General features: G+C 58.0%; 12 protein-coding genes. 3 read left to right on the top strand and 9 right to left on the bottom strand.

Annotated elements, in window-relative coordinates:
• Positions 1-9: 9 nt before the first annotated feature.
• The gene (hisC, locus tag BMX55_RS05850) at positions 10-1083 is read right to left on the bottom strand and encodes a histidinol-phosphate transaminase (protein ID WP_091454310.1); all 1074 of its coding nucleotides are present in this window, start codon (positions 1081-1083) and stop codon (positions 10-12) included.
• 119 nt (positions 1084-1202) lie between these two features.
• Between hisC and hisB the strand changes: the two genes are divergently transcribed.
• The 3 genes from hisB to hisA all read left to right on the top strand — a co-directional run bounded on the left by hisB (position 1203) and on the right by hisA (position 3303).
• Positions 1203-1790, top strand: coding sequence for an imidazoleglycerol-phosphate dehydratase HisB (gene hisB, locus BMX55_RS05845; protein ID WP_091454308.1), 588 nt, complete (start codon positions 1203-1205; stop codon positions 1788-1790).
• The gene (gene hisH, locus BMX55_RS05840) at positions 1790-2455 is read left to right on the top strand and encodes an imidazole glycerol phosphate synthase subunit HisH (RefSeq protein WP_091454306.1); all 666 of its coding nucleotides are present in this window, start codon (positions 1790-1792) and stop codon (positions 2453-2455) included. The genes hisB and hisH overlap by 1 nt, the downstream gene beginning before the upstream one ends.
• 104 nt (positions 2456-2559) lie before the next feature.
• Entirely contained in the window at positions 2560-3303 is a 744-nt protein-coding gene (hisA, locus tag BMX55_RS05835; protein ID WP_091454304.1) for a 1-(5-phosphoribosyl)-5-[(5-phosphoribosylamino)methylideneamino]imidazole-4-carboxamide isomerase, read from the top strand.
• Here the strand turns inward: hisA and BMX55_RS05830 are convergent.
• From BMX55_RS05830 to BMX55_RS05795, 8 genes are read right to left on the bottom strand one after another with little or no spacing between them, the layout of a single operon-like run.
• Positions 3300-4460, bottom strand: a complete 1161-nt coding sequence (locus BMX55_RS05830; protein WP_091454300.1) for a spherulation-specific family 4 protein — start codon at positions 4458-4460, stop codon at positions 3300-3302. The genes hisA and BMX55_RS05830 overlap by 4 nt on opposite strands.
• Positions 4461-4500: 40 nt before the next feature.
• Entirely contained in the window at positions 4501-5874 is a 1374-nt protein-coding gene (gene pelG / locus BMX55_RS05825; RefSeq protein WP_091454254.1) for an exopolysaccharide Pel transporter PelG, read from the bottom strand.
• Positions 5874-7421 carry a GT4 family glycosyltransferase PelF gene (gene pelF / locus BMX55_RS05820; RefSeq protein WP_091454901.1) on the bottom strand — a complete coding sequence of 516 codons (1548 nt, stop codon included), beginning with the start codon at positions 7419-7421 and terminating at the stop codon, positions 5874-5876. The genes pelG and pelF overlap by 1 nt, the downstream gene beginning before the upstream one ends.
• Positions 7421-8437 carry a hypothetical protein gene (locus tag BMX55_RS05815; protein ID WP_091454251.1) on the bottom strand — a complete coding sequence of 339 codons (1017 nt, stop codon included), beginning with the start codon at positions 8435-8437 and terminating at the stop codon, positions 7421-7423. Before BMX55_RS05815 ends, pelF begins: the two co-directional genes overlap by 1 nt.
• The gene (locus tag BMX55_RS05810; protein ID WP_091454248.1) at positions 8427-9800 is read right to left on the bottom strand and encodes a PelD GGDEF domain-containing protein; all 1374 of its coding nucleotides are present in this window, start codon (positions 9798-9800) and stop codon (positions 8427-8429) included. Before BMX55_RS05810 ends, BMX55_RS05815 begins: the two co-directional genes overlap by 11 nt.
• Positions 9801-9812: 12 nt before the next feature.
• Positions 9813-10364 (bottom strand): penicillin-binding protein activator LpoB, encoded by a 552-nt coding sequence (locus tag BMX55_RS05805; RefSeq protein ID WP_091454245.1) that lies wholly within the window; start codon positions 10362-10364, stop codon positions 9813-9815.
• 21 nt (positions 10365-10385) lie between these two features.
• Positions 10386-14309: a tetratricopeptide repeat protein gene (locus BMX55_RS05800; RefSeq protein WP_091454242.1), complete on the bottom strand. Its 3924-nt coding sequence runs from the start codon at positions 14307-14309 to the stop codon at positions 10386-10388.
• Positions 14275-17034: a bifunctional glycoside hydrolase/polysaccharide deacetylase family protein gene (locus BMX55_RS05795; protein WP_091454237.1), complete on the bottom strand. Its 2760-nt coding sequence runs from the start codon at positions 17032-17034 to the stop codon at positions 14275-14277. The genes BMX55_RS05800 and BMX55_RS05795 overlap by 35 nt, the downstream gene beginning before the upstream one ends.
• Between the last annotated feature and the right edge of the window lie 178 nt (positions 17035-17212).

Here is a 17212-nt window from a genome sequence, read left to right as displayed (position 1 = left end):
GCGGGGCGTTCAAGCTGCCAAAATTTCCTTGAGTGCCGCCACCAGCACGGCGCATTGCGCATCGGTGCCAATGGTGATGCGCAAAAACTGGTCAATGCGCGCCAGCTTGAAATGGCGCACGATGATGGCCCGCTGGCGCAGTGCGGCGGCTAGCGTGGCGGCATCATGCTGCGGGTGGCGGGTAAAGATAAAGTTGGCTGCCGACGGCAACACCTCAAAGCCCAAAGTGGCTAAATCAGCCACCAATTGCTCGCGGGTGGCAATCACTTTGCGGCAACTGTCTTGGAAGTAGTCTTCATCTTCTACCGAGGCCACGGCACCGGCCAAGGCCAGCCGGTCTAGTGGATAGGAGTTAAAGCTGTTTTTTACCCGCTCCAGCCCTTCAATCAGTGCTGGGTGGCCCACGGCAAAGCCGACGCGCAGCCCGGCCAAAGAGCGGCTCTTCGAGAAGGTGTGCACCACCAGCAGATTGGGGTATTGGTTTACCAAGGCGATAGCGCTCTCGCCGCCAAAATCGACATAGGCTTCGTCGACCAGCACCACGGCATCGGGGTTGCCCGCCACGATGCGCTCAATCTCGGCCAAGGGCAGCAAGCAGCCGGTGGGGGCGTTGGGGTTGGGGAAGATGATGGCCCCGGCCTTGTCGTGGCCCTGCGGCAAATAATCGTCAGCGCGGATGGCGTAGTCTTCGGTCAGTGGGATGGTTTTGTGCGCCACCCCATACAAGCCGCAATACACCGGGTAAAAGCTGTAAGTAATATCGGGAAACCACAGTGGGCGCTCGTGGTCGAGCAGGGCCATAAAGGCGTGCGCCAGCACTTCGTCCGAACCATTACCCACAAAAATCTGCGTGGGCTGCACACCGTGGCGCTGGGCCAAGGCGGCTTTGAGGGCATCGGCATTGGGGTCGGGGTACAGGCGCAGGCTGTCGTTGGTGGCGCTGCGAATGGCCTCTAAGGCGCGTGGCGAGGGGCCATAGGGATGCTCATTGGTATTGAGTTTGACCAGATTGTCAATTTTGGGCTGTTCGCCCGGAACATAAGGGGTCAGGCCGTGAACAACGGCGCTCCAAAAACGGCTCATACAGTAGCTTCCCAAGGAGGGGCGGCAGCGTTGTAACAGACAGGGACAGGGGCTGCCGCTCAGGCGCTGGATGCTATCATGCCCAGCTTTCCATCACCCCTGAACGAGTGCCCCACGACATGCGTCAAGCCGACGTTACCCGCCATACGCTGGAAACCCAAATTACTGTGCGTCTCAATCTAGACGGCACAGGCCAATCGCAACTGCACAGTGGCATTGGTTTTCTTGACCACATGCTCGAACAGATTGCTCGCCATGGCCTGATCGATCTGGACATCCAGTGCCAAGGCGACTTGCACATTGACGGCCACCACACCGTCGAAGACATTGGCATCACGCTGGGGCAGGCTTTTGCCCAAGCCGTGGGCGACAAAAAAGGCATTCGCCGCTACGGCCACGCCTATGTGCCGCTGGACGAGGCCTTAAGCCGCGTGGTGGTGGATTTTTCTGGCCGCCCCGGTTTGCACATGGATGTCAAATTCACCAGCGGTATGCTGGGCCAGCTCGATACGCAATTGGTGTTTGAGTTCTTCCAAGGCTTTGTCAACCATGCGGGCGTTTCGCTGCACATTGACAACCTCAAGGGCGTCAATGCCCACCACCAGTGCGAAACCATTTTCAAGGCCTTTGCCCGTGCTTTGCGCGCTGCACTAGAGCTAGACCCGCGTGCCGCAGGCACCATCCCCTCCACCAAGGGTTCTTTGTGATGACTGCTCAGAAAATTGTCGCCGTAGTCGATTACGGCATGGGCAATCTGCGCTCGGTATCGCAAGCTGTGCAAGCCGCTGCCCAAGGCAGTGGCTGGACGGTGCAGGTCACGTCCAACCCCGAACAAGTGCGCGCTGCCCAGCGCGTCGTGCTGCCGGGCCAAGGCGCGATGCCCGACTGTATGCGTGAGCTGGCCCAATCGGGCCTGCGCCAATCGGTATTAGAGGCCGCCGCCAGCAAGCCGCTGTTTGGTGTTTGCGTCGGTATGCAAATGCTGCTTGACCACAGCGCCGAGGGTGATACCCCCGGCCTAGGGTTGATTCCGGGCGAAGTGGTCAAGTTTGATTTGCAAGGCCGCAGCCAAGCCGATGGCAGCCGCTACAAGGTGCCACAAATGGGCTGGAACCAAGTGCGCCAAGTGAGCCATGCTGGCGCGGTGCATCCGGTCTGGCAAGGCGTGCCAGACAACAGCTATTTCTATTTCGTGCATAGCTTCTACGCCCGGCCCCAAAACCCTGAGCATTGCGCAGGCGAGGCCGACTACGGCGGCTGGTTTGCCGCCGCCATTGCACGCGATAATATTTTTGCGACACAATTTCACCCAGAAAAGAGTGCCGATCAGGGCTTGCAGCTCTATCGCAATTTTCTGCACTGGAACCCCTAAGCTCCGGTCGGTACCCTCCTCCAAGGTGTTGCCGTATTTTTTGTCACGTTTTCTGTTTGTTCAGGCCATTGCTGTGATGGCCGCCTTTTCTTGCCAAACCCACCATGTTGCTCATACCTGCCATCGACCTCAAAGACGGCCACTGTGTACGCCTGAAACAAGGCGATATGGATCAATCCACCACCTTCGGTGAAGACCCGGCAGCGATGGCCCGCCGCTGGGTTGATGCGGGTGCGCGCCGTTTGCATCTGGTCGATCTCAATGGTGCCTTTGCTGGCAAGCCGCAAAATCTGGCGGCTATCAAATCCATCTTGCGTGAGGTGGGGGACGATATTCCGGTGCAGCTTGGCGGCGGCATTCGTGACTTGGACACTATCGAGCGCTGCATTGATGGTGGCTTGCGCTACGTCATCATTGGCACCGCTGCCGTCAAGAACCCCGGTTTTCTCAAAGATGCCTGCACCGCCTTTGGCGGCCACATCATTGTGGGTTTGGATGCCAAAGATGGCAAAGTAGCTACCGATGGTTGGAGCAAACTGACCGGCCACAACGTCACCGATCTGGCGAAAAAATTTGAAGACTGGGGCGTAGAGTCCATCATCTACACCGACATTGGCCGTGACGGTATGCTCTCAGGCATCAATGTCGAGGCCACAGTCAGGTTGGCCCAAGCCGTGACTATCCCGGTGATTGCCTCCGGTGGCTTGGGCAGCATGGCCGACATCGATGCTTTGTGCGCCGTTGAAAGTGAAGGCGTGCAGGGCGTGATTTGTGGCCGCGCCATTTACTCTGGCGACCTCGATTTTGAAGCCGCCCAAGCGCGCGCTGACGAACTGAGCCTGGCTTAACAGTTGGGCAAGGGCTGGCCTTGGTTGAGGGCATGAACGCTGCTCAGTAGGCTGGCCCAGTAACTGGGCAGGCTGGCCCAAGGATTACCGGTATTGCTGGCGTAATCGTATGGGCGGTGGGTGACATACACCAAGCCGCTGTTGCTTTGCGCTGTGGCTGCTGTACGCAGGGCTGCTTGCATCGCGGTGCAAGTGCTGGCAGTGTGAATGAGCGCCCCTTGTTTGCTGTTGCTTAAGGTGTAAAGCCAGCCGCCCGTTTTGCGCGGATCGTACTGGGCAAAATTTGCCGCTTGGCCTTCAAAGGTAATCAGGGCGTCAGCGGTGGCTGCCAACTCTGAGGCCGGTATGGTTCCGGGGTTGCCAACGACACGCAAGCTGGGGTCTTTGGCCTTGATGTAGCGGTACAACTGCTGGTAAAACTCCAGTGTGCTGCCTTTGTTGCTCATTTCATCCAAAAATATACCGCTGATTAACTCGCGGCCATACAGTTCTAGATAACGATCAATATTGGTTTTGATGTCGGCCAGGGTGCGTTCGCCACTGCCATAGCTGGTGTGTACATAGCCCAGCAGTTGTCCTCCCGCATGCACAAAATCGCGCCCCGCTGCTAGATAGCGGCTATTGGCGTTGGTAAAAATGCCATTGGAGGGGTTGAGAATGGCCGTAACTTTCAGGCCGGGCAGCGCGGCCACGCTGGAGGCTAGCAATGTCCAGTCCGAACCTGTGGATGGATAAAAATACGCAGGCACCAGCACCTCTAGCGGCACCGGCGTTTGGCGCAAATAGAAGGTTTGTGTGCTGCTTGTGGCGCGTACCCCAGCCACCTCGACCTCGGCCCGCAGGGTGTGTTGTCCGGGCACCGTGCCAAGCAAAGAGCTGCTAGCTTGCCCTTGGTGGGTAGATGCGGTGGCTGGTGACAATAAACCCGCAGAGCTGCTGAAATGCACTAGGGTGGCATCAGGGGCAGGCATGGCATCGAGTTCTACTGTCGCCCCCACGGGCAGTGGCGTTTGCAGCTCTAGCACCGGTGCTTGGGCGCTGGGGGCGGTCACTTCCACGGCTATGCTGGGGGCAGTGCCTGAGCCGCCACCACAGGCGGCCAGTAAGCTGGCACAGAGCCAAATGGGAGTGCGTTGCACGGCAGAAAATGGCAGCATGGTCTGGGCTATAGATTCAACAGGGGATCGGGCCTGTATGCTACTGGAGCATAAAAGTTTGATACTCCAAACGGTTAAGTTGGCGCGTGAGTAAAACCAGCCCGGTCAGCAGCGTGATGAGCATGGCCAGTGTAAAACCGTAGCCATACAGGGCGGCTCCATAGTATTGGCTCATGCCGGTCAGTACCACATTGAGTAGCACCACTTGCGCGCATAGCCACAGCACAATGCGGCGCTGGTCTAGGTAAAAAAACACATTCAGTACCGCCATCAGCCCCACTTGCAAGCCCGCCCCTATCACCTGCACATACAGTAGTGGCAGGTACAACTGTGAAATGCCCAAGGCCTCTAAGATCACGGGGCCAGCCACAAACGTGACCAGTACGGCCAAGGTTTGGATTTTGGCAATTTCTACCAAGCCTTGTTGGATGGAGTAGACCATCTCATCGTGCATAGACTCGATGTATTCCAACGAGCCGCCGCCGCGCACGGCATCGTAAAACTTGTCGTAAAACTCGACAAAGTCGGTCTCAATGCGCACTAAAAACACCGCCATGCCCGGAATGATGGACAGGTACGACAAAAATACTGGCAAATCGTAAATCAACGAGGCACGCAAGCTACCAATCACCTGCTGGGATGTGGGTTCAAAGTACCAAAACATCAGCTTATCGACCCAGATGCCAAAGTTGTACAAAAAGCCCACGGCTATCAGGGAGGGGTAGCACAGTTCACGCCGGGCAAAGTCAAAAGCAATCAGTGGCCCTGAGGGGTTGAAGTCATGCACAATAAACAGCCACATGCCCGCCATGAGCACCAAATTGCCCAGCAAAAAGCCGCCCAGCAGGCCCTCTAACCCCCAAGGCCGCAGCAGCAGTGCGGCAATCACAATCAGGGTGTAGGCACCCGCAAACAGCAGGGTGATGGCTTTGTAGTGCTTCATGCCCGAGAGCAGCACCGTGAGCACCCAAACCGCACACATGGTGGCAAACCCGGCCAGCATCAGTAAGCGGTAGAGCAGGCGCTCGCCGGGGAGCAGCCAAAACAGGGCTACCGTGCCCAGCACGCAGGCGGCACCCATCACTACCAGCAGCAGGCCGTGCAGGTTGGGCAAAATCAGTTCTTGGCGCTTTTCAAACAAGCGGTCTGAGACAAAGCGGGTAAAGGCCTGCTGCACCAAGCCGGTAAACACCAAGCTGCTGGCTACCAGATAGGTTACGGAGGTTTGAAACTGTGTGACCAAAAAAGAAGGCACGACCACGCTGGCACTGAAAATCCCGACCAGCAAAATGCCCACAATGGAGAAAATCCACGGGCCAGAGCCAATCACGCCTGCATAGGTATAGGCCTGCGCCAAACCCAGCAGGGTGTTTTTGCGCAGCAGGCGGCGCAGTTCAAACCCAATGCCCGCCATCAGCGCGCTCCTTTGGGGTCTTGCAGCGCCTGTTCATATACTTTGCGGTAGCGGCTAAACATCATCTCGTCGGTGTAGTAGCGCTCTACTCTGGCAATGGCGGCGGTGCTGGCCCGTGTCCATGCCGGTGTATCGGTGAGCAGGGCAATGGAGGCATCGGCCAAGGCTTGGGGGTCGGCAATGTTGACTACGGCCCCACTGGGGCCTAAGGCGCGATCTTCAGCGTCTAGACCCTCAATCAATTGGCGGCACGAGCCGACATCGGTGGAGACGGTAGGCACGCCTGCGGCGTAGCCTTCCAAAATCACCAAGGGCAGGGCTTCGCTGATGGAGGAGAGCACCACCAGCCCAATTTGCGGCATCAGTGCCTCCACTTTCTGAAAACCAAGAAACTTCACTTGGGCTTGTAGGCCCAAACTTTGCACCAAGTTTTCACATTCTTGGGCGTAGCTGGGGTCTTCTTCTGCCGGGCCAGCAATCCAGCCTTGGGCTTGGGGCAATTGATTGACCACCCGGCGCATGGCGCGGATAAAGGTTTTGACGTCTTTGATGGGGACAACGCGGCCAATCAGGCACAGCACGGGCGGCGGCGTGGCGGGCCGCTGCGCACGCAGTGGGGCAAAGCGCCCTAGGTTGATGCCGTTGGGGATGTTAGAGGTGCGCTCAGGCTTGGCACCATCTTGTACTTGGCGCAGACGGTTGGCTTCGTACAGGGCAATGATCGGGTTGGCGGCTTCGTAGCAGTAACGGCCCATCCACTCAAAAAAGCGAATCCACATTTGGCGAAAATAGGATAGCTCGGTGGGGTCGCGCTGGAAGACGTTGCGGTTGTCCCGAATCCACTCGCTCTTGAGCAGGTCGATTTGGCGCTCTTTGGTGTAAATGCCATGCTCAGACAAGATCAGTGGTAGGCCACGGCGCTGGCGCAGCATGGCCCCCAAGCAGCCAGCGTAACCCGTGGAGGCGCTGTGCAGCGCCCGCACCGGAATCAATTGGTGGGCAATGCGCGCCAGCAGCCACAGCGGCTGAAACATGATCCGTACCGTCCAAAAATAATCGACAAACGATGGGTCGGTGCAGTAGCGCCGGTAGGTGTCGCACAGCAGCTGCCAAGACAGCTCGCTGTAGAGAAAATCGTCCAACTGGAGTTGGCCGTCGGGCATGATTTCACGCACCAGATGGCGCAGCAGCCCCAAGGTGAGGGTGCGCTTGGCATCTCCTTGGCGCAAGGATTCGATCAGCGCGCTCATCATCTCAAAGGCCAGTGGGCTGCCAGACCGAGGAGCAGGCAGGCCCGGTGCTACCAGGTCGTCGTATAGATAGTGCTCTTCAAAGTGCACTACGTTGGCGGGCAGCTCGTACCTAAAGCCTTTGTAGTCTGCGCGGCGGCTGCCCAAAAACACAATGGCGTAGCGGTATTCAGGATAGGCCCGGATGATTTGGTTGATCCAACTCGATACCCCGCCACTGACGTAAGGAAAGGTACCTTCTAGCAGCAGGGCGATGTCGGCGCTGGGAGCCTTGGGAGGCTTGCGCGGGGTGTCCATCAGCAGGTTTTCCAATAGTCGATGATGGGACGCAGTCGGGGCAGAGAATCGCCGGCATCCAGTTGCGCGATGAGCATATAGGTGCGCACGATGTCGCGGCGCTCAAAGCTCAGTTCGGCTTGGTAGGGTAGTACCCGTGTGGGCGGCAGCCCCAGCCTGACGCAGCGTTGGTAGGCTAGTGCGGCTTCATCAAAGCGGCGCAGAGAGTGCAGCAAGCGGCCCTTGCGCAGCCACAGTGGCGCATTTTTGGGTTGCAGTTTTAAGACTTCATCGCAATAGTGCAGCGATTGGGCAATGGCGTAGTCGCGCAGATCGCCTTGGGCCAAGTCTTGGTAGATGAACTCCCAATAAAGATCAGACAGGTGCTGCACCGCTTTGAGCGTTCTGGGGCCGGGGCGGGCGGTGCCTTCTCGGGCGCGGGCAATGCGCAGGGCTTGCAGCTCTTCGTCTACAGCCCGGCTGATGCGCTGCTCTAGGCTGTCGAGCATGCCGTAGGCCAGCAGGCGCAAATCTTCACTGGGGTCATTGAGTGCATTGCGTAGCAAGGGGGATGCGACGCGCCCCGATACGTGTTGGAGTGACACCATAGCGCGCATGCGCGAGGTCATGGGCACGTCGCGGTTGCCCAGAAACGAGCCTAGGCCCGTTTGGCGAAAGGCCCCTGTGAGGCGCTGGTGCTGGTCAAACTCAGGCAGTTGCAAAGACTCAAACAGCGTCAAGGTTTGCGTGGGGCGGTGGTAGCGCAAAATCAGTACCGCTGCCAAAACCCCGATAAAGCCCACCAGTGGCACGGCATAGCTGCACAGTACCATCAGGGCCAAGACGGCGCTGCGCGGTTGGGTTTGTTCTTTGGGCAGCAAAGGCAGTGTAAATAGGGCCAACAAGGTGCTGGCCACAGCATGCAGCAGCAGGTAGCTGGCTAGTGCGGTATCAGACTGGTCATGCAGCAGCACCGGGCCGCTCCAAGCAGACAGCTCCATCAGTACCGCCGAGAGTCCAAGCTTGCTATTGAGCATCAGCGATTTCGTGCAGGCGTTGCAGCAGCGCGAGGGGAGGGGTTTGGCTCAGGGGCAGCTGGTGCGGAAAAATACCCGCATCGGCCAGAGAAGTGCTTGCTTTTTGATGGATCCAGTTTTCTAGCCGGGCCAAAAAGCCTTCGGCGGTGGCCGCATCGCCCAAAGGCATTAGCACCGCCAGCAGTTGCCGACTTGGGCCTTCTATCAGCCAAGTCTCGTCCATCAGACGGCGCAGGCGCAGCAATTGTTGCGGCAAATCGCGCTCAATGGCTGTGGGGGTGAACTCTAACGCTACCACCATGCTGGGTACCCCGGTGGTTTCGTGCATATGCCACAGGCGCTGCATTTCAAAGGCAAATTCAGCCGGGCAGTCGGGCCAGTGTTGCAACAACGGTTGTGCCAGCGCTTGGGTGGTCAATCCATCGGTGTAGTAGCCCAGCAGAAGATTGATGGTTTGTAGATTTTCTTCTTGTAGCGCAAAGAATGGGATGTCATCTACCACCAGCAGGCCATAGATCTCGCCACCCAAATCCAGTAGCGGTGCTGTGATGAGGTATTGGCTTTGCTGCTTGAGTGCTAAGGTTTGCACGACGTGGCACAGTTTGCGTGTTTCTAGGGCTTGGCGCACCAAGGGGTCATTGGTGTCTAAAGCGCTAGGAGCCCCCATGCTGGCCAAGGGTTGTGTATCCAGTTGCTCGCCTTGCATGCTGTACAAAGCGGCTGCACTGATTTGGCAGTATTGCGATAGCAGGTCTAGCAAGGTTTGGGCGTCGGACTGGGTACTGCCCAAGCCACGCAGCGTTTTGAGGGCGTCGCGCATCGACATGGGGCGGCCTATCAACTCATGCTCTAGGCGGTCGTGCGACAGGCGTAGCAGGTAATACTGCCGGATCAGGTGCTCCATGCGCTGGTGCAGGTAGTGCTGCATGCTTTCGGCGCGTCGGGTACGCGCTACCCACAGGCTCGAAAATTCGCCCACCAGCATGACCAAAATCAGGCCACCCAAAAAGAATACCTGCGGAAACTGCTCGTAGCGCCCTTGCTGCAATAGCCACCATCCTGCCAACAAGGCACCGACAGATAACAAACCCGTCAGGGGGCCATAGCGCAGTGCTACCACCATTGGAGCGAGCCAAGCCCATTGAAAATCAGCATTGATCCACAGCGGGTCTTGGGGGTTGAGCCACCAGCCAAGCACCAACGCCAAGGCGGGCAGCAACAAGGCTTCGAGCAGCACAATCCACGGCTGTGTGCCGGTGGGGGCCAACTTGCCCAAGGGGGAGCCGCCAAATCTACTACTGACGTGTGTGCGGGGGCGTGGTGATGGCTCCTGATGGCGTGTATTGCCACTGGCGCTAGACATGGACAAGGTCAATCAATGCACACTAGCCAAACCTGCACGCAGCAGTTCGCGGATGAGTTTTTGCGCTACTGAAGACAGAGCTTCGCGGCTCCAGCCACTTTTGCCACCAGTGCCGCTCCACAGGGTATCGCCGCTACTGACATCTACAATTTCTAAGGTGACGCCAGCGGCGGGTTCACCGTCTACCCCGACTTTGTAGCGCCATTCATCGACTGCCCCGGTTAAGGCGTAACGCACGTTTTGCTCACGCGCCCAAGCCAAGGCATCTTCTTGGCGTTTGCTCTCTGTGCCATCAAACAGGGCTTCTTGTTGCACGCTGCCGGGGTAGCGCTTGATTTGACCGATGTTTTGCGCCTGTAATAGAGCCAACGCCACCGCTTCGGCACGGTTGCCAGCCAGCGGGGTCTCTGTGTGGTTGGCAAACGGCAGCACTACCCAGCTTGCTCCGCGTTCTAGTGTTGGTGCCTTGCCGTGGTCTACTGTGGAGCAAGCTACCAAGCTAGCCAGTAACGTGGTAACCAGCAGCCATTGGAGGACGCGCAAAAAAAAGGATGGACGGATCATGGAGCCTTGCAGGGATAACGGTTAAAAATGATAGCGATAGTTCAATTGCACTTCTTGGCTCAGTCCAGGGGTTTGTGAGCCAGATTTGCCTGCACTCCACACCAAACCCAAGTGATCGGCACCCAGCAGGCTACCAGCCAAGCCTAGGCGCAAACTGTAGCCCAGCCCTTGGCGGCTGTGCCAAGTGGGTGCCACACTGACCATAGGCGCAAAAGCGCGGATGTAGTCGTGCTCAAAGCGCAGGTTGGTGGTCAGTTGCACACCGTAAAACTGGAAATTATCGGGCAGCAAGGGGCCTCGTTCTGCGTTGCTCAGGCTGGGCGGCTGGTTGCGGATCAAGGCACGATCTGGGCCAGAAAAATCGTCTGTGTTGCGCCGGTCGTAACTGTGGCTAGACCAAAAAATGCCCACATCCACGGTGGGTGTGTCTAAGCGGTAGTTGTGGGTATAACTGAGGGCTGAATGCTGCCCATTGCCCACTTCTGCGCTGGTTTGCCACTGGTATTTTTCGCGCCAATGGTTCAGCGTGACTTGGTCGAGCCTTGTGGCTTGGTAGCGCATACCCACGCCTAGGCGATCTTTCATGCCACCTGTGCGCAAGGCCAAACTTTCTTGGGTGGGTAGTTGCTGGCCCCAGTCTAGGTGCAATGACAGGCGATTGTCGAGGCGCTGCAGGTGCTCAAGTTGCCACGGCGTAGAGTGGGCAAGGCTTTCGCGCCAGCCCAGTTGCAGTTGGGTAGAGCTGCCGCTGCGCTGCTGCCAGCGCAAGCTGCCGTAATTGGCACGTTCTTGTGATAGCTCGCGCAGACCTTCTCGCCCGGTGGTCTGCCGTTCGGTATGCAACATTTTGAGTCCCAAAGACAGGGCTGGGCTCAATGGATAGTGCAGCTGTGTTTGGGTTTCTTTTTCCTCTAGCCGGTCGAGTTGGCGCGAAGCGACATTACCAGTGCCAGAGGGGCTAAAAGCCAATAGGTTCTCGGCCAGTTGCTGGTGCAACGGGTTATCGTCGGGCTGGTTGTGTTGGGTCTCAAAGGCGGCGCTTTGTGCCAAGCGCACATTGCCCACCGCCACAGCGGCATTGACCCGGTCGTAGCGCTGCAGGCGTTCGTCAAAAATTTCGAGCAATTCTCCAGTGGCGGGCTTGTCTTTCTCGGCCAAGGCTACTGTGATTTCTGCCCACAGGGGCCGGTTGGCCTGTACGCTGTGGCTGCGCGCGTATTGCTGCCACAAAAAGCCCCGTTCGGCGGTGTATTCACCAGCATCTTGCAACCAGCCAATGGCGGTTTCTGCGGCGGCATTGGATAAACCATTGCGGGCATCACGGTCTAGCCGCAGCAGCTCGCGCAGGGTAGCCAAACCGGCATCGCCGGGGCGTTGCGTCAGTTGCAGGCGGGCGCGGGCCAGCCGCCGGGTGGTGTTCAAGCCTTCTTCGGTTAACCAGCGCGCCCTTGATGGGGTGGTGCTGACATCACGGTTAGCCTTTTGCCATTCTTGGCTAAGTAGATCACGACGCAGACGCCATGCACGGTCAGATTGCTGGTTTTGGTCTAGCGCATCGGCATAGTTCATCAGCCAGAGCAGGTCATTGCGGTGGGCCTGAATGCGCGGTTGCAAGTAGCGCTCTAAGGCAATGGCGGGCAGCGACAGCGATTGGTAGGCCGACGCCAGTGCGTCGTGCAACTCTTTGTCTTGGCTCCATTGCGCCTCGTAACGGCCTAGCAGGTCGCGCAAAGCGGCGGCATCGTTGCTCTCAATAAACAGCCACAGCAGAGCATGGCGCATGGCAGCTGACTGTGGGGCCAGTTTGAGTCCAGCTTCGTAATACTGGCGCGCTTGGGCGCGGCGGCCGGTGTTTTGGTAGCAAAGCCCGGCCAAACGCAAAAACTCTGGCTCTTGGCGCAAGCGGTGCAAGGCGCGTCGCTGTGCTTGGGGTGTGGGGTCTAGTTTTTGGAGCACCTGTTGCACATCACGCCACTGGTTGAGGCTGGCATAAATGCCCAAAGCCAGTATCAGGTGGCGGGGCTGATCGAGTTGTTGCCAAGCTAGCAGTGCTACCTCTGCTGCCTCCAACGGTTGGTGGGTTTGCAACAGCCGAATCAGGGCATCAAAGTCTCCCACATCAGCAGCCTTGTTTTCCAACAACTGGCGATACGCTTGCACGGCCAAGAGGTCTCGTTGCTGGTCTTGTGCCATCTGAGCCGTGAGTCGCCAGAAGGTTGCGCTGTCTGTGGTGTTGGGCGTGATCTTCTTTTGTGCCGCTTCCAGCCACGCCAGTCCTTGGGCAGCTTGGCCACGCAACAGGGCCAATACAGCGGCCCGCATGGCCAGCGTGGGGGTTAACTGGGTGGGATCGGTAAACAGGCGTTGCCAACTGGTCAAGGCCAAGTCGAGGTCTCCGGCACGTTTGGCCAAGTTAGCCAGCATTTCTAGGGTTTTGGGGGTGGCAGGCTGCTGGCGCAGGTAATCGAGCGCAGGCTGGGGCGAGCCTAAACGCTCGTAGGCATCCACCAACTCTTGCAGCAAAGTGGGCTGGCCGGGCTTGCGGCGTAGCTCGTAACGCAGTGCTTCCACCAGTGCAGCATCATCAAACTGGCCGGGCGCTAAACGCAGCACGGCCTGCCAAGCCACTGGGCTTTGTGTCTGTTGGGCTACCCGCAGCCAGTGTGGTAGCGCCAGTTCCAAGCGGCCAGTCCATTCAGAGACTTGGGCCAGCCGCTCATGCCAGATGATGAGCTGCGGGGCCTGCTGCACCGCCGCCTTGGCCACGCGCCAAGCATCTTCTAGGTTTTTGTTTTCTAAGAATACTTGGTAGCCTAGGGTGTAAACCTTGTCGTCAAAGGGCAGTCCGGGGGCCACTGCCGGGGGAGATTTCTGACTGACGGGCAAGGATTGCCATGCGCTTTGGGCGGCATCATGGCTTGGGTGTTGCAACAAGGATGGATCGAGCAGATAGGCCCGATCCTCATAGCGCGGCGCGGCTTGCAGAGCTGCCATGCGTCGCTCTGCGACAGCTTGTAACGGAGACGGCAACAGCGTTTGCGCCCACTGGCTGGTTTGCCATTGCTGCAAAAGGGCCAGTTGCAGCAGTTGCTTGACATAACGCTCTGCAATGTCGGGGCGGCCTGCGGCGCGCGCCAGTTGTACCAGCAGCTCAATGATCTCGCTGTCGCTGTGCAGCGCTCCCAATTCTCTTTCTGCCAGTTCCAGCGCTTGCACTGGCTGTCCGCTCGACTGGATGGCAGCGATGGCCGCCCGAAAATACGGCTTGGCCTGTGGGCCATTTGGTGTAGCTTGGCGGGCCAATAGGTACAACTGGGCACACGCCGCGTAATTGGAATGGGCCAATGCAGTCTGTGCAGCCTGTACGTACAGCCGTGCTGCCTTGTCTGGCTGGCGCTGCTGTACGGCCTGCTGGCGCAGCAGCGTGATGGCAATCGTTTGCTGCTCCAAGTCCAATGCTTGTTGGGTCAAGAGTTGTAGTTGCTCTGTGGGCCAGCTCTCGTGTACCAAAGTATGCAGTTGCTCTACCAACGTGGCCTGCCATTGGGTGCGGACTGTGGTTTCTTGGCTGGGGGTTTGTTGGTAGGTGCGATAGGTGCTTTCCCACACTAGCCAGAGGGCCTGGCGGCGTAGGGTGGGATCGTCGGACGTGAGGGCCGGTCTGAGCGTCTCGCTCATCGAATTGATGGCCCCTTCATGACCCTGTTCTTTGGCTAATAACAGACGCAGTTGCGGGTTGTTGGCGTCGCTGCGCAGCAGGTTGTGCAGGTAGCTGGTGGACAGGGCCGATTGGTCACCTGCTTGGCTGAGACGGCGCTCCAGATCCTGACGAGGATAGAGCAGCCACAGGCCAGCGCCCACGATGGTGGCTAACAGCAGCAGCAGCCAGTAAGGGGCCAGCAAAGGCCGCTCAGTGGCTTGGACAGACGATCTGGAGCTCGGCATGGGTCGCGGTTAACTCAAACATCTGGACATTGGCACCTGCAGGTGTGGTGGTGGTGCGGATGGGGGCCAGTAGCCGCTGCCCAGCACGCACTTGGCAGTGGCTGCTGTGGCCTAGGCTAAATTGCAGTGGTACATGGCCTTGTAGGGTGAATGCGGTTTGTGTGGCCTGGGGGTTGCCCTGCCACTTTTTCAGGCGTGCATTGGCTTCGTACAAGAAGGGGCGCAAAGGTGGAGGGGGCGCTGTTTTCTCTAGGGTCTGGATGTGGGCACTACTGCCTGTCAGGTGCAGGTAGGTGCCTTCGGTGCCTTCGCGGTAACCAGCTACATGCTGGCTTTGGGCCAGTGCGGGCGCACCCCAATTGGCAGGCAGGCGCAAAGTACGCAAGGCATCACCGCCACGCACACGCCAGCCTTGCCCATCACGGGCCACAGCGTAACCATAAAAATCTTGCACTTTGCGAATGTACTCTGAGGTAAACACTGGATGCAGCTGCTGCGCTAAGGCCCAACGATAGACTTTGTGCAGCGCCTCAAGCCCGGCCCGCTTGCTGGCCGAGTAGGTGTGGTAATAAATATCTACCGCTTTGATGCGCCGTGGCTGGCCGGTCATTTCGAAGGTTTCAATGGCCCGTTCAAAACCATAGAAAGGCCCCTGCCAGAGGTTTGTATAGATATTTTCGTTGGTGATGGGCGCAAATACCTGGATGTAGCCATCTTTTTGGATGCCGTGGCTGCGCACGGCGGTCAACGAAGATTGGCTGCGATTGATAAAGGTATCGCCCCCATTCATATTGAGCAGCCCAGCACGGTGGGCAATGGCCAGCGCTTCACCACTGGGGGCAGTATCGCCTGTCCAGAGCATGATTTGTACCTTCTTGCCCGCCGGTGCCAACCGTTGCTGGATGTAGTTGACTGAGCCGACAATCTCGCGCTCTAAACTGAAAGTGTAGCCCGGCAACTCTAGGTGGTAGTCTTTTTGGGTTTCTTCCAAGAACACGCCATGTTTCACTTCTTGGTTCCACAAAAAAGGATGGCTATAACTGTGGCTGGCTATTTCGACATGGGGCAGCCGGAACATGCGCCGGGCAATGTCTTCCATCTGGGCGCTTTGCTGTGGGTACAAGCCGTCGGGTGCAGTTTCAGCTTCAATCACCGACATGGTGTGTGGAATACGGTACTTTTGCAGTACCTCCTTGAGCAGCACTTCAGAGGCCAAGGGGTTGCCAGCCATTTCAGCCCGAGATGGAAAGCCATCACCATCAATGTGCGCCATCAGCAGGCGGCGGCCATTTTCGGTGGTGACATCGGGCACTGGCATGGGCGGCAAACGCAGTGCTTGGGTCAAAAAGGCAAAGGGGTCGATCACCCAACGGCGTTGTTCGGTGCCTGGCAGTGCGACTAGCACAAACGGGTCGAGCATAAAGCCACCCCAAGGCATGATGGCACCGGCCACCACCCGTTGTCCGCGCTGATCTTGCAGCTCTAGCAGCGGGGTAGCTTGCGCCGCTGACTTGCCGACCAAGCGCACCGGCTCATACTCACGGCCCGGCACTGGGGGGGCAATTTCAAACCCCATCATTGGGTGCTGACGCACGGTCTGTAGCCTGCCTTCTATACCAAGGTTGCCCACTTGCAGCCCTAGCTGCTCGGCCCAACTGCGGTCGGGCAAAAAGCCAAAATCATCAACTAAAGCCAGTGGCATGCCTTCACTCGCACGGGCCAGCAGCCAACGGCTCAACTCTTTGCCCTTGGCAGCAGGCACAAAGCCTGAGAACCAAGTAGCCACACCCGCATAGCGATCCCGATAAATGCCTTGGGGCAAAGGCTGTTTGGTATCGGCATACTCCACGATGTAGCCCATGTGGTTGAGCGGCATGTGCAGGTAGCGGTGGGCGTTGGTGTAGTTGAGGGAGACGGTCTCGTCGCCGTCATAAAGTACCAGCACACGCCGGGGCAGCAATTCGATGTTGCCTACCCCAATGGTGTGCAATTGGCTATCACTCACCCAAGGAATAAACCCCAGGGCCTGAATTTGGGTGGCCGTGGCACGGGCCAAGGCGCGGTCTTGTGGCGGCACATAGTCGATCACCAGTACCGGCAGGCCCTGTTGCTGTCGGATGGTTTGCAATTGGCCTAGCAACCATTCCCGGCTGGCCGCCGGGACTTCTTCATAGCGTTTTTTGTTGGCATTCCAGCCTCGGAACAAAGATTCGGCGGCCACCATCTCAATTTTGTCGCGTACGCGAGGCACAACTTCAAAGCCCCGATTCAAAATCAGGCGGATGCCCGGAAAGCGTTGGTGCAGCGTCTCGATCACCCGCACCAGCCCCGCTTGTTGCGCGGCTTCATCAAATTGGGCCGCTAGGCGGTAAGAGTCAAGCGTGTCCAGAAAGAAGCCACGGTAGCCGCGCGCCCACAACGGGGCCACCACCCGGCTGGCAAAGAACTCAGGCCAGTCTGCGGGCGTTTGGTCTAGCACGTCCGATTGCCAATCACCATTGCGGGCCAGCTTCCAAGCCGCCGGAATGTCTTGGTAGTAGCTGCGTGACGGTTGCACCTCTGCCACCGACACATAGGCGTACAACTGGCTGTCACTGCGCTGGTGTAGCAGGGGGTCATGGCCGTGGTCTGGCTCTACCACCACGATGTCAAATACTTTCAGATCGCTCAGCGGGGCTGCTGCACCGTAATGCAAGGCCACTGCGGGCAAAGCATGGACTGGCATAGATAACAAAATGCCCAGAGTCCACAGCAGCAGAGAGACGAGTTTGGGCACAGAACGTGAAACCTGTAATACAGTTGTTTTTAAATTCAATTATAGACAAATGCTATCTAAATATAATTAACATTAGCTAAAATTTATGCGCCAGTGGCTGTTTTAAAGTGTCCAAGCGGCTGTGGTT

It is taken from the genome of Giesbergeria anulus (assembly GCF_900111115.1).
In the GTDB taxonomy this organism is placed as follows: domain Bacteria; phylum Pseudomonadota; class Gammaproteobacteria; order Burkholderiales; family Burkholderiaceae_C; genus Simplicispira; species Simplicispira anulus.
Note: the sequence above shows the minus strand (reverse complement) of the source record. Positions and strands in the feature narration are given on the sequence as shown.